Raw genomic sequence first — 12,175 nt, 5'->3', positions numbered from 1 at the left:
AATTTAAAGTTCTTCACTATTATTAGCATTTTCTAATCTAAATGGAGTCTGTGATGACCATAGTGAACTTTACCCCTTGGACGGCCTTGTTCGGGGGAATGCTGATAGGTACCGGCGCCCTGCTGTTGCTGCTGGCCGGCGGCCGCATTGCCGGCATCAGCGGCATAGTGGCAGGCATCGGCACCCAGCCTGACAAGGCCTGGCGCATCGCCTTCGTGGCCGGGCTGATACTGATGCCCTTTATTCTGTTCGGCGCTGACTGGGTGACGGCTCCGTCACTGGAACGCTTTTCCGCGATCAGGCTGCTATTGGCCGGCTTGCTGGTCGGTATCGGCGCCCGGCTTGGTAACGGCTGCACCAGCGGCCACGGCATCTGCGGCATGGGTCGCTTGTCGTGGCGGTCCCTGGTGGCGACCCTGATCTTCATGGCGGCCGGCATCGCGACCGTGACCCTGCTGGGAGTTGCATAAGCATGTTGAAATGGATTGCATTGATATTGATTGCGTTGCTATCGGGTGCCCTGTTCGGATTGGGGCTGGTGATTTCCGGCATGATAGATCCGGCCAAGGTTCAGGGGTTTCTCAACCTGTTCGGTGACTGGGATCCCAGCCTGGCGCTGGTGATGGGCGGTGGCCTGGCGGTGTTTGCCCCCGGTTACTGGCTGTGGCGCCGGCAAGGGCGCAGCCATTGCGTGCTGGGTAGCGCGCTGCCGACGGTGCCGGCGCCACGTATCGACAAACGATTGTTAACGGGGTCGGCGCTGTTCGGTATCGGCTGGGGGCTGGCGGGCATCTGTCCGGGGCCGGCATTGGGGCTGGGCGCCAGTCTGCAATGGCAGGCCGGGCTCTTCATCGCCGCCATGCTGGCCGGTTTCTGGCTGGTGGGGCGCTTCAATAAGCAGTCTTGAAATAGACTGTTTGGCCTGTGCTTTAAATTTAAACCGAGTTCAGAGGTAACACAGCCGCCTCCCACGACACGCCATAAACTCATCCCTGAGGGCTCGGAAATGCCATCCCTGGCATTTCACGGTCGTGGGAGGTCGCCTCCGTTACCTCTTCTTGAGCTCCGAGTTGCCCGCAGACAGCGCCAACAGGCGACGCCGATGCACCAAGGAGGACAAAGGGATCTGCTCAGCCGACCATCCGCGCCATGGATGGCGCGGCTGAGCCCCCAGGGAGGGGTTTACGGCGAGTCGGCGGAGCTGGCCCTTTGGCCTTCTGTGAACATTAACACCAGAAGATCTGGTCTGTAGTCTGGATTAGACATGGTGATTACCCGTTCAGGTAATCCATCACCACCTGATGGTGATCCTTGGTTTTGAACTTGTCGAACACCTTGGCCACGGTGCCGGACTCGTCAATCAGAAAGCTGATGCGGTGAATGCCGTCGTATTCCTTGCCCATGAACTTTTTCAGACCCCAGACCCCGAAGGCGTCGGCCACGGCGTGGTCTTCGTCGGACAACAGGGTAAAGTTCAGCTGGTCTTTTTCTTCAAATTTCTTCAGCCGGGCCACCGGATCCGGGCTGATGCCCAGCACCACCACATTCTGCTGCTCAAGCTCGGCCCGGCTGTCGCGCAGGCCGCAGGCCTGTACCTTGCAGCCCGGTGTCATCGCCTTGGGATAAAAATACACCAGCACTTTCTTGTCGCTGAAGTCGGCCAGGCTGACCGGCTTGCCGTTCTGATCGTGCAGGGTAAAAGCGGGGGCTGGACTTCCTGCGGGTAAATAGGTCATCGACGGACTCCTTGAGATTATTTTCGTTTGAGACGAAGGCGGTGTCGCTCGCATTCCAGCTCGCGACATAAGCGGTCGACCGCGTTTTCTACTTCACCGTCGGTCAACTGCTCGGGCAGATTAAGCTGAAAATGCGCCTGGAACTTGCCGGACTCGATGCCGGCCAGGGTCTGGCTCTGCATGGCCTGAAGATCCCAGCCGCCGTCGCTGAAAAACTGGGTGCAGCGATTGACGATGCCGGGCCGGTCGGCCACCACCAGTTCGATATCGGCGCTCAGGGCATAGCTCGGCTGGCTCAGTACCTGGGTGCGCTTCATCATGGTGATCAGCGCCTGACTCTGGCCGAACAACGGCAGTGTGGTTTCGAGCCGGGTGATCTGGTTCCAGCTACCGGACAGCAACAGGATAAAGGTGAATTCATTGCCGAAGATGCCGAGGCGGCTGTCGACGATATTGCAGCCGCTATCGGTGATCTGGCGTGCCACTTTGTTCACGATGCCGGCTCTGTTTTCACCGATGGCGGTGACCACAAGATGATGCGTCATCTGGCTATCCGAAAGGTCTGGGAAGAGGGTCGTCATGGTAGCACAAATTGCAAGGGGCTCCAGCGCCTCTCTTGTATTCCGATGGGGCCGCCACTACCATAGCCGGACTTGAACCTTAACGAAATTGACTCTGTTCAGCGGTAGCATAGTAGCCCCGATCACGCCGATGACGGTGATGACGACGATAGGCGAGGTCGATACCGGCAGCCTGAAGCGACAGCTCGGGTAGGCGGACGCTCGTATTCCGGTTGTCGGCGCCTGTTGCCACTGCATCGGCATGTGTTTTGTGATACCAATCCCATACCGGTGACGTGGGCCTGTGCCGAACTCGGGCTCATCGACACCTCAATGCCGCGTTTGCCCTTGATCCCCCTGGACGCTTCGGGGCAGGACCAGGTAAGGGAAGCGTTATTTAAAGCGGAGTTAACAGCGCGTGGATAAACCTTTGAATTCAAAAACAATGATAATGGGCCTGCTGGCCATGAGTGTGCTGGCAGGCTGCAGTAATCCCGAGACCCGTGCGCAGGCTAATCGGGGCTTTGATTACGAAGACGCCAGGCTGAGAACCACCCCCTTGCTGATCCCGGCCGGGCTGGAAGCGCCGGACTTCAACCGCGAATACGTGATCCCGGCCCCCACCGACGGGGCCATTGGCGGTGTGACCGGCAAGGCGGTGGATGTTCGTCCTCCCACCCAGGTACTGCCGCTGGTGCGCGGCACCGAAGTCATGGACGGCGGCAGCGGCCTCTGGTTCTATCAGCAACGGCTGGAACAGCCGCTGGAGCAGGAGCTGAGTCAGGCGCTGGACGCCTTCTTCAAGGGACAAAAGGCCGAGTTCAGTCGGACTGCGCAGGGCTGGCGCAGCGATGGCCGGGCCATCGGCAGCGAACAACAGCACTTCAGCTGGCAGCTGGTGCCGGATGAGGTTCGCCGGGCGGTGGCCGTGCAGATCCGTATCGAGGGCGGTGACACCCAGCGGGCGCAGGACCGACAGCGGGCGGAAGCGGCTATGCTGAATGCCTTCTCGTTGTCTTATCAGCGTGAGCTGACCAAGCAGCAGAACCTGCTTGACCGCAGTCCCATCACGCTGACCCTGGATCAGGTTGAAGGTCGTTTACTGACCGATGAAGGCTACGACAGAAGCTGGAAACGACTGGTCGCCCTGTTGCCGCAGCTCGGCTTCGAGCTGACCAACCGCCAGCAGGCATTGGGCTATGTGGATGTGGAATTCGATGGTCTGAGTAAAGGCAAGTGGCGCGATCTGGGACTGCCGGCGCTGAATATTCCCGAGCAGGAATATCGTATTCAGCTCGGCGATCTGGGCGAGCAGAGCAGCATTACCCTGAGCGACAAGAACAAGGTGCCGGTGTCTGCCGACATTCTGAGCCAGCTGGCGCGCACCCTGAACGATGCCTTTCAGCGCACCGATCTGATCCGCTAAGCCCCGACCGGCTTTTACCCAGGATGACAGGCCCCGCAGTGACGGGGCTTTTTAGTATAATGCCGCCATGACCGACATCGAACCGGGCTTTATCCTGACCCGTCATAGCCGTGACCGGGCCGGCAGCACCGAAATCATCTACTGGCTCTGTACTCCACAGGGCCCGGTGCGCTTGCTGCTGTCCGGCGAGCGGCCGCTGCTGATGGTGCCCACCGAACGGCGGGAAGCGGTGGTGCAGAGCCTGGTACAGGCCGGCATCGGTCATCAATGGGCCGAGCCCGGTTTGCAGACCCTGGAGCATCAACCGGTGGCGGTACTCTATTTTACGACCATCGCCGATCACCGGGCCGCCGCCGAGTGCTTGCGTCGCGACGGCATCGGCGTGTTCGAAGATGACTTGCGGCTGCACGAACGCTTTTTGCTCAGTCGTTTTATCCGGGGCTCGGTGGACTTTATCGGGCAACTTCAACCTCAACCTCAACCTCAACCGGCCGCCGGTTATCGACAGTTCAGCCGGGTACGGCTCAAGCCCGGTGACTGGAGCCCGCGCTTTCGGGTGCTGTCTCTCGACATCGAATGCTCGGCCCGGGGCGAACTCTATTCCATCGGCCTCTATAGTGGTGAGAGTGATGCGCTGGCGCGGGTGCTGATGATAGGCAAGCCGGAGCCGGCTGACACCGACATTCGCTGGGTGGCGGACGAGCTGGCGCTGTTGCAAGCCTTGGAGCAGGAGCTGAACGGCCAGGATCCCGATATCATCATCGGCTGGAACCTGGTCGGCTTCGACATTCGGTTGTTGCTGCAGCGGGCGGCATTGCACGGCCTGCGCTTGCGGCTGGGGCGGGGCGGCGAGGCGGCCTTTCTGCGGGAGTCGGCCCACACCGGCCAGGTGTTTCTGACCCTGCCCGGACGGGTGGCGATAGACGGCATAGAAGCGCTCAAGACCGCCTGTTACCAGTTCGACAGCTTCAGTCTGGAGTCGGTGTCTCGCCAGTTGCTGGGGCGGGGCAAGCAGACCGAAGACGTGGAGCATCGGCTGGCGGCCATCAGCCGGGACTTTCGCCACAACAAGCCGAAACTCGCCGCCTACAATCTGGAAGACTGCCGCCTGGTGTGGGATATTTTCGAGCAGACCCGGCTGCTCGACTTTCTGCGTCTGCGCAGTCAGCTGACCGGCCTGGAGCTGGACCGGGTTGGCGGCTCGGTGGCCGCCTTTACCCAGGTGTATCTGCCGCACCTGCACCGGGCCGGTTTTGTGGCGCCCAACCTGCCCGCAGGTGGTGGCCTGGCCAGTCCCGGCGGTTACGTGATGGACTCGCGTCCCGGACTCTATCGCCATGTGCTGGTGCTGGATTTCAAGAGTCTGTATCCCGCCATTATCCGCACGTTCCGGATAGATCCGCTGGGGCTGGTGCTGGGCTTGCAGGAAGAGGATGCGATTCCCGGTTTTCGTGGGGCCCGGTTTTCTCGCCACCGGCATTTTCTGCCGGCCATCATAGCGCGTTTGTGGCAGGAGCGGGATCAGGCCAAGCGCGAGGGTGACGCGCCGCGTTCCCAGGCGATCAAGATACTGATGAACTCCTTCTACGGCGTGCTCGGCTCCGGCGGCTGCCGCTTCTACGATACCCGGCTGGCGTCCTCCATTACCCTGCGCGGTCACGAAATCATGCAGCAGACCGCCCGCTGGATCGAAGCCGAAGGCCACGAGGTGATCTACGGCGACACCGATTCGGTGTTTGTGCTGCTGACCGGCCATCACGACGAAGCCACGGCCAGCCGGGAGGGAGAGCGGCTGGCCGCGCTGATGACCGAACAATGGCAACGGCGGTTGGCGACGGAGCTGCAACTGGACAGTTGCCTGGAATTGCAGTTCGAACGCTATTACGCCCGTTTTCTGATGCCCACCATTCGCGGTCGGGAGCAGGGTTCCAAGAAGCGTTATGCGGGCCTGAGCATCAGCAAGGGCGTCGGCGAGCTGGTGTTCAAGGGGCTGGAGACGGTGCGCTCCGACTGGACGCCGCTGGCGCAGCAGTTTCAGACCGAGCTGTACCGGCTGGTGTTCGCTGACCGGGACCCGAGCGATTTTATTCGCCAGACCCTGGCGCAGACCCTGGCCGGGGAGCGGGATGCGGATCTGGTGTATCGCAAGCGCCTGCGTCGGCCGCTGGCCCAGTATGTAAAGTCGCAACCACCCCAGGTGCGGGCGGCGCGCCTGGCGGACGAGCACAATGCCCGGCGAGGCGTGCCCTTGCGTTATCAGCAGAAGGGGGTGATCCGTTACCTGATCACGGTGAACGGACCCGAGCCACTGGAATACCGGCACTCGGCCATCGATTATCAGCATTACGTCGACCGCCAGCTCAAGCCGGTGGCCGATGCCATACTGCCCTTCGCGGGCCTGAGCTTTGATGCATTAATCGGACAGCAACTCGGGTTGTTTTGATGGGTTTTCTTGGCTGTACGTCTGCTGAGCAGATCCCTTCGTCTTCTTCGTTAGCATCGACGCTGAACTTGCTCCTCCCCCTTGGCAGCGGAAATGCAGGCATGACAGCGGGTTTGCGCCAGGGGGAGGTTGGGAGGGGGTGTCGTCACGGTTGAGCGGAGTAACCCCTCCCCAGCCCTCCCCTTGCGTTGCACCCCGCTGTTATTCAGGTGATGCCGAGGCCAAGGGGAGGGTGCAATCGAGATCTGTAGTTCAGGGAAGGCGGAAGTCTCAATCCTTGCTCTTGTCGTTTTCTTTCTTGTCGTCGGCATGATAGCTGCCGGGAGGCACGCCCCAGTCGTCTTCCTTTTCCTTGCGTTCTTCCGTGTCCCAGTCTTTCAGCTTCATCTTGTCGCGGTCTTTCTTGACCGACCTTTCAACCTGCTTGGTGTCTTTGAGTGCGCCGACAAAGAGGCCGACGACAAACAATAACGGCAGGGCAATCCAGAGCCAGGTGCTCATGGCTTAATCCTCGGGTGTAGTGGTGATATAACGGGCAAAAATCTCGTCCAGTTGTTTAAGGATATGCGCTTTTCCCGCCACTGGCTGCCGTCGCAGGGTGTCGGCCACCAATGAGGGAGTCAGCAGGCCGGCACAGTCGGCGGCCTGCGGCCGGTAGCTCAGGTGCCAGGGCTCTATGGCCACACCGCCAAGGTCTCGCTGATAGGGCAGATAAAAGCCGAAGCGGGCCCTGTTGGCGGCCAGCCACTGGCTGAGCGGATAAAAATAACCGCCCGGCTCGTATTCCCAGGGTTCGAGCTGCAGCTTTTTCCCCGGGGGCAGCAGGGTCGGGTCGTAAATATCCAGATCCGTGCCCCAGTGGTGGCGACTGGTGCCGGGCAGGGCGCTCCAGTGCAATATGGCGTGCACCCGTTCGGGTGCGCTCAGGGCCAGGGCATCCAGTGGCCGGCTGTCGGCATCCAGCAGGGGTCGGCTGCCCTCGAACTTGCCGTTCCAGATGGCCAGCTGCCGCTCGAAACTGCGAAAGCTGGAGGCCGGCATCAGTTGAAAGCCGGCCTCGGCGGCCGCCGCCTGCATGGCCATGAAGGCGTCTCTGGCCTCGGCCTGCAGCCGGTGTCCCGGCTCGTTCAGGGCCACCAGGTGCGCCTCGCTCAGGCCAAGCAGGCAGAGCGGCTTCATGCCAGCAGACGCTCCAGAATGCCTTCATACATGTCGGTAAGCAGCTCCAGATCGGCAATTTTCACGCATTCGTTGAGCTTGTGAATGGTGGCATTGACCGGACCGAGTTCGATAACCTGAGCGCCGGTCTGGGCGATGAAGCGGCCGTCCGAGGTGCCTCCCGTGGTCAGCAGGGCCGGTTCCTGATGTTTGACCGCCTTGATGGCCTCCACGGTCGCTTCGACCAGATTGCCTTTGTCGGTCAGGAAGGGCTTGCCGTTGAGCAGCCAGTCGATGTGGTAGTCCAGGCCGTGGGCGTCGAGCATGCTGTGTACCCGGGCCTTGATGGTGTCTTCGTTCAGCTCGGTGCTGAAGCGGAAGTTGAACTGCACCTTGAACTCGCCCGGGATCACGTTGGAGGCGCCGGTGCCGGCCTGTACGTTGGCAATCTGGAAGCTGGTCGGCGGAAAGAAGTCGTTGCCCTTGTCCCATACCGTATTGGCCAGTTCGGTCAGCGCCGGGGCCGCCTTGTGCACCGGGTTGTCGGCCAGATGCGGGTAGGCCACATGACCCTGAATGCCCTTGACGGTCAGATCACCGGTCAGGGAGCCACGACGGCCGTTCTTGACCACGTCACCGACTTCATGGGTGGAGGAGGGCTCGCCCACCAGACACCAGGTAATTTTTTCGTTGCGGGCTTCCAGGGTGTCGATAACCCGGGTAGTGCCGTTGATAAAGGGGCCTTCTTCATCGCTGGTGATCAGAAAGGCGATGGAGCCCTGGTGATCCGGGTGCTCGGCAATGAAGCGCTCGGTGGCGACGACCATGGCCGCCAGCGAGCCCTTCATGTCGGCTGCGCCCCGGCCATGCAGGTAGCCGTCGATGTCGGTAGCCTCGAAGGGCGGGGTGTGCCACTGGTCGAGCGGGCCGGGGGGCACCACGTCGGTATGGCCGGCAAAGCAGAACAGCGGACCTTCGCTGCCCCGACGGGCCCACAAATTGGTGGTGTCATCAAACACCATGGTTTCCAGTTCAAAACCGAGGGCCTTGAGGCGCGCGCCCATCAGCTCCTGGCAGCCTTCGTCTTCGGGGGTCACGGAGGGACGGTTGATCAGGTCCCGGGTCAGGGCCAGCACGGCAGAGTCAGTCATTCTAATCCTTGATTATTTATTGATTATTTATTGATTATTAATTGATTACTTATTGGCTACTTATTAAATAGGCGGGCATACAGTTCGGGCTTGAAGCCCAGATGCAGCTCGTCGTCCAGTGCCAGCAAGGGCCGTTTGATCATGGCCGGATGCGCCTGCAGCAGGGCCGCGGCGGTGTCAGGGCCCAGGCTTGCCTTGTCGGCCTCGGGCAGGGCACGATAGGTGGTGCCTCGCTTGTTGAGCAGTTGCTCCCAGCCGAGTCGTTCCAGCCAGTGTTGCAGTTCGGTCGAGTCCAGGCCGTCGGCCCTGTGGTCGACGAAGCGGTAGTCGATACCCTGCTGATCCAGCCACTTGCGGGCTTTCTTGACGGTGTCGCAGTTTTTGATGCCGTAGAGTTTGATGGTCAAGATGGGGTCCTGTCAGTGCGTGGTCTGATGCATAGGCGGAATTCTGTCACTTAACCCCGGCCCCTGCAACAGGCCAGCGGGAAACATCAAACCTGGGCCGGCGCCATGATTCTTACCCGTCGGCAATATACACTGGCGCCCGGTGCAGGCTTTGGGTAAGGTGATCGTTTTTTGAGATTTCTGTCGCGGCCCGAGGCTGTTTCGGCACTGGCTTGACCGGCACGCTTTAGTCAGTTTGCCGCTTAACCATCAAAGAAAAGGGGAAGGGGTTGGAACTCAAGGAATACTGGAGCGATAGCGATCACTCCCGGGATTTTAAGCTCATCCGCATCGGTGTCGTGGCCGTTCGCTTTCGCTGGCTGGTGGCCTTGCTTATCATCGGTATCGCCGGCTGGATTGCCGTCGACTGGTGGGTACTGGATCCGGCGCAATTCAAGCTGCTGTGGAAGGCCCGGTTGATCACCGGCGTCATGCTGACCCCCCTGTTGCCGCTCAGTTATCTGTGCAAGCTTGACCGTCGCTGGATGGTGATGTCGTTATACACCCTGCTCGGAATTCTGCTGCTGTTCAATTTTGTCAGTCTGTGGAGTTTCCGGGACGGGGTCCCCATTCCGGTGGGGTACCTGGCCTTCCCCTATTTTCTGCTGGCCTTGCTGGCGGCGCTGCCGTTACCGATTCGTTTCGGCCTGCGGGTGGCGGTGGTGGTGATACTGGCGGTGCTGGGCACCGACTACTGGCTCGACGACCGTACCCTGGACAACGGCGAGCTGATCGACCGCATCTGGCTGTTGTTGTGTTTCAGCCTGACGATGATCTGGGTACAGGCCGGGCAGCTGCGCATGCTGCTGGACCTGTATCGGGAGTCGACCCGGGATCCCCTGACCCGCCTGATGAATCGTCGGCTGTTTTTACGTCAGCTGGAAGCGGTGCGTCACGATAGCGGTGCGGGTCAGCCCTACACCCTGATCCTGCTCGACCTCGATAAATTCAAGCGCCTCAACGACGACCATGGGCACCTGATGGGCGATGAAGTACTGGTCAGCGTGGCCACCACCATCATGGATATCTTCGGTCAGCAGGCTATCGCTGCCCGTTATGGCGGTGAAGAGTTCATGGTGCTGCTGCCCGAGACCCGGCTGGATCAGGGCGTGCGGCAGGCCGAAACCCTGCGCCTGGCCGTGGAATCACAGCCGGTGGAAAGCCCGCTGGATGAAAGTGAAGTCATGGTGACCCTCAGTGCCGGCGTGGTCGAAGGCCACCACGACAGCGCCACCAGCGAGGTGTTGCGTCTCGCCGACGAGGCGTTATATCGAGCCAAAAGCCGGGGTCGCAATTGTGTGGTGGCACATCCGTAGTCCAGCGGCCGTATAAGCACCCGCCGATGGTGGTTTGAGAGCGGGGCTTGGCTTATACTGGCCGGCGAGCCCCCCAACTCCCTTATTTGAATCATATTCTTCCCTCCGGGACTATAACTTGAGCGAGATGTCTATGCCCCAAGAGCATCATGAAAAACGTGCCCTCTATGTACCCTATGCAGGACCGACCCTGCTGGAAACCCCGCTGCTGAACAAGGGGGGAGCCTTCTCCAGGGAAGAGCGTATTTCGTTTAATCTGGAAGGCCTGCTGCCCCACAATATCGAGACCATCGAAGAACAGGCGTCCCGGGCATATAAGCAATACACCTCCTTTCAGAACGATCTCGACAAGCATATTTACCTGCGCAACATTCAGGATACCAACGAGACGCTGTTTTACCGTCTGGTGCAGAACCATCTGAGCAAGATGATGCCCATCATCTATACCCCGACCGTGGGGCAGGCCTGTGAAGAGTTTTCCAACATCTATCGCCGTGCCCGGGGCCTGTTCATTTCCTACCCGGACCGGGATCGTATCGACGACATACTGCAGAACGCCACCAAGCGCAACGTCAAGGTCATCGTCGTGACCGACGGTGAACGTATTCTGGGTCTGGGCGACCAGGGTATCGGTGGTATGGGTATTCCCATCGGCAAGCTGTCCCTGTACACAGCCTGTGGCGGCATTTCTCCGGCCTATACCCTGCCGGTGGTACTGGATGCGGGCACCAACAACCCGCAGTTGCTGAAAGATCCCATGTACATGGGCTGGCGCAACCCGCGGGTCACCGGTGAAGAGTACGAACAGTTCGTGGATGCCTTTATTCAGGCGGTCAAGCGTCGCTGGCCCAATGTGCTGCTGCAGTTCGAAGACTTCGCGCAGAAAAACGCCATGCCGTTGCTCAACCGTTACAAGGACGAGCTGTGCTGCTTCAACGATGACATTCAGGGCACCGCCGCCGTGACCCTTGGCTCCCTGATTGCCGCCTGTCAGGCCAGCGGCAGCAAGTTGTCCGAGAAAAAAGTGGCCTTCCTCGGCTCCGGCTCCGCCGGTTGTGGCATCGCCGAGCAGATAGTGGCACAGATGAAGGCCGAAGGCCTGAGCGATGAAAAGGCCCGCCAGCGGGTATTCATGGTCGACCGTTTCGGTCTTATCACCGACAACATGCCCAACCTGGTGGACTTTCAGCGCCCGCTGGCCCAGTCGCTCGATCACATCGGTGACTGGGAGACCGCCGGCGAGAACATTTCGCTGCTGGAGGTCATGCAGAACGGCAAGCCCGATATCCTGATCGGGGTGTCCGGCCAGCCGGGTCTGTTCACCAAAGAAGTGATCCAGACCATGCATGCCCACTGCGAGCGACCCATCGTGTTCCCGCTGTCCAACCCCACCTCTCGGGTAGAGGCGACGCCGGAAGACATCATCAACTGGACCGACGGCCAGGCACTGGTCGCTACCGGCAGCCCCTTCGCCCCGGTGGAGCACAAGGGCAAGCTGTATGAAATTGCCCAGTGCAACAACTCCTACATCTTCCCCGGCATCGGCCTGGGCGTACTGGCCTGCGGCGCCAAACGGGTGACCGATGCCATGTTGATGTCCTCCAGCCGGGCCCTGGCCGCCTGTTCGCCGCTGGCGCTGAACGGAGAGGGCGCCCTGCTGCCACCGCTGGAAGAAATCCAGAATGTGAGCCGTCAAATAGCCAAGATGGTCGCCAAAACCGCCCAGTTACAGGGGCAGGCGTTGCAGATTTCCGACGCCGCGCTGGATGAGGCGATTGAAGCCAACTTCTGGCAGCCGGAATACCGCAAGTACCGTCGCGTCACTTTCTAAGACGAACGCCGAAGACGACATCAAGGCATGCCGCGGCATGCCTTGTTTGCTCCTGGGGTGGAAGACAACGCCATTTTGTGACGGGGTTTTTATTGAAAAGCACGAGTT

General features: G+C 60.4%; 13 protein-coding genes. 7 read left to right on the top strand and 6 right to left on the bottom strand.

Features of this window, described 5'->3' with window-relative positions; all coding sequences use genetic code 11:
• Window positions 1–53: 53 nt before the first annotated feature.
• The gene (locus tag HNR62_RS00705) at window positions 54–470 is read left to right on the top strand and encodes a YeeE/YedE family protein (RefSeq protein WP_204794171.1); all 417 of its coding nucleotides are present in this window, start codon (window positions 54–56) and stop codon (window positions 468–470) included.
• A gap of 2 nt (window positions 471–472) precedes the next feature.
• Window positions 473–907: a DUF6691 family protein gene (locus HNR62_RS00700; RefSeq protein ID WP_204794170.1), complete on the top strand. Its 435-nt coding sequence runs from the start codon at window positions 473–475 to the stop codon at window positions 905–907.
• 364 nt (window positions 908–1,271) lie between these two features.
• Here HNR62_RS00700 and bcp read toward each other — a convergent pair whose 3' ends face one another.
• Window positions 1,272–1,736, bottom strand: coding sequence for a thioredoxin-dependent thiol peroxidase (gene bcp / locus HNR62_RS00695; protein ID WP_204794169.1), 465 nt, complete (start codon window positions 1,734–1,736; stop codon window positions 1,272–1,274).
• Window positions 1,737–1,753: 17 nt separating this feature from the next.
• Window positions 1,754–2,281 carry a glycine cleavage system transcriptional repressor gene (locus tag HNR62_RS00690; RefSeq protein ID WP_204794168.1) on the bottom strand — a complete coding sequence of 176 codons (528 nt, stop codon included), beginning with the start codon at window positions 2,279–2,281 and terminating at the stop codon, window positions 1,754–1,756.
• 261 nt (window positions 2,282–2,542) lie between these two features.
• Between HNR62_RS00690 and HNR62_RS16415 the strand changes: the two genes are divergently transcribed.
• The 3 genes from HNR62_RS16415 (at window position 2,543) to HNR62_RS00675 (ending at window position 6,165) form a co-directional block, all read left to right on the top strand.
• Window positions 2,543–2,722: a dihydrodipicolinate synthase family protein gene (locus HNR62_RS16415; protein ID WP_420827131.1), complete on the top strand. Its 180-nt coding sequence runs from the start codon at window positions 2,543–2,545 to the stop codon at window positions 2,720–2,722.
• Window positions 2,723–2,726: 4 nt separating this feature from the next.
• Window positions 2,727–3,722 (top strand): outer membrane protein assembly factor BamC, encoded by a 996-nt coding sequence (gene bamC / locus HNR62_RS00680; protein ID WP_239552503.1) that lies wholly within the window; start codon window positions 2,727–2,729, stop codon window positions 3,720–3,722.
• Window positions 3,723–3,789: 67 nt separating this feature from the next.
• Window positions 3,790–6,165 (top strand): DNA polymerase II, encoded by a 2,376-nt coding sequence (locus HNR62_RS00675; RefSeq protein ID WP_204794166.1) that lies wholly within the window; start codon window positions 3,790–3,792, stop codon window positions 6,163–6,165.
• A gap of 270 nt (window positions 6,166–6,435) precedes the next feature.
• Here the strand turns inward: HNR62_RS00675 and HNR62_RS00670 are convergent, their stop codons facing one another.
• From HNR62_RS00670 to HNR62_RS00655, 4 genes are read right to left on the bottom strand one after another with little or no spacing between them, the layout of a single operon-like run.
• Window positions 6,436–6,666 (bottom strand): hypothetical protein, encoded by a 231-nt coding sequence (locus tag HNR62_RS00670; RefSeq protein ID WP_204794165.1) that lies wholly within the window; start codon window positions 6,664–6,666, stop codon window positions 6,436–6,438.
• 3 nt (window positions 6,667–6,669) lie between these two features.
• On the bottom strand, window positions 6,670–7,344 hold the full coding sequence (locus HNR62_RS00665) for a M15 family metallopeptidase (RefSeq protein ID WP_204794164.1): 675 nt from the start codon (window positions 7,342–7,344) through the stop codon (window positions 6,670–6,672).
• Window positions 7,341–8,474, bottom strand: coding sequence for a succinyl-diaminopimelate desuccinylase (gene dapE / locus HNR62_RS00660; protein WP_204794163.1), 1,134 nt, complete (start codon window positions 8,472–8,474; stop codon window positions 7,341–7,343). The genes HNR62_RS00665 and dapE overlap by 4 nt, the downstream gene beginning before the upstream one ends.
• Before the next feature lie 56 nt (window positions 8,475–8,530).
• A complete protein-coding gene (locus HNR62_RS00655) occupies window positions 8,531–8,881 on the bottom strand; it encodes an ArsC family reductase (RefSeq protein WP_204794162.1) in 351 nt (116 codons plus the stop codon).
• 269 nt (window positions 8,882–9,150) lie between these two features.
• Between HNR62_RS00655 and HNR62_RS00650 the strand changes: the two genes are divergently transcribed.
• Complete coding sequence (locus HNR62_RS00650; protein WP_204794161.1) at window positions 9,151–10,236, top strand: GGDEF domain-containing protein; 1,086 nt, start codon at window positions 9,151–9,153, stop codon at window positions 10,234–10,236.
• A 133-nt stretch (window positions 10,237–10,369) separates the two neighbouring features.
• Window positions 10,370–12,067, top strand: coding sequence for an NAD-dependent malic enzyme (locus tag HNR62_RS00645; protein ID WP_204794254.1), 1,698 nt, complete (start codon window positions 10,370–10,372; stop codon window positions 12,065–12,067).
• Window positions 12,068–12,175: the final 108 nt, after the last annotated feature.

It is taken from the genome of Oceanisphaera litoralis, assembly GCF_016907015.1.
Taxonomy (GTDB): Bacteria; Pseudomonadota; Gammaproteobacteria; order Enterobacterales; family Aeromonadaceae; genus Oceanimonas; species Oceanimonas litoralis.
This window is presented reverse-complemented; position numbering and strand designations above follow the sequence as displayed.